Below are 564 nucleotides of genomic sequence, written 5' to 3'. Positions count from 1 at the left end.
GGCCGTAGTAGGTCATGGCCTTGCCGCCGAAGTCGCCCTGGCCGGTTTCGAAGTCAGGGTCGTTGATCAGGACCACGGCCAGCTTGCCCTTCAGGTCCATGCCTTTGAAGTCGTCCCACTTGCGCTCAGGCGCGGTCACACCGTAGCCGACGAAGACCAGCGGCGCCTTGTCGAAGTCGACGCGCTTCTTGCCGTTCTGCGCTGCGCGCACGGCCATCTGKTCGCCCTGGGTGTAGGTCTGCGATTGCTTGCCGTCGCTCACGGACAGCGTGACCGGGCCCTGGATTTCGAAGCGGCCCAGCGGCACGTCCTGCGTCCAGTTGCGCTTGCCCTTGACCATGTCGCCACCTGGCTGCAGGCCGGCGGCTTTGAACTGGTTGATCAGATAGGTGACGGTCTTGGTTTCGCCGATAGTGTTCGGACCGCGGCCTTCGAATTCATCCGACGACAGGACTTTGACGTCCTGCGACAGGTGCTGCGGGTCGAACTTCGGGGAATTCTCGGCGTGCGCGGCAAATGCGGATAGCATCAGGGCGGCGAGGATGGTGTGTTTCACTGATAACC

General features: G+C 62.7%; 1 pseudogene. It reads right to left on the bottom strand.

Features of this window, described 5'->3' with window-relative positions:
* Positions 1 to 529 (bottom strand): annotated as a pseudogene (locus AB4Z32_RS27580) (peptidase M20); the annotation flags it as partial.
* Positions 530 to 564 lie beyond the last annotated feature (35 nt).

The sequence above is a fragment of the Massilia sp. 2TAF26 genome, from assembly GCF_052115005.1.
Taxonomy (GTDB): Bacteria; Pseudomonadota; Gammaproteobacteria; order Burkholderiales; family Burkholderiaceae_D; genus Telluria.
Note: the sequence above shows the minus strand (reverse complement) of the source record. Positions and strands in the feature narration are given on the sequence as shown.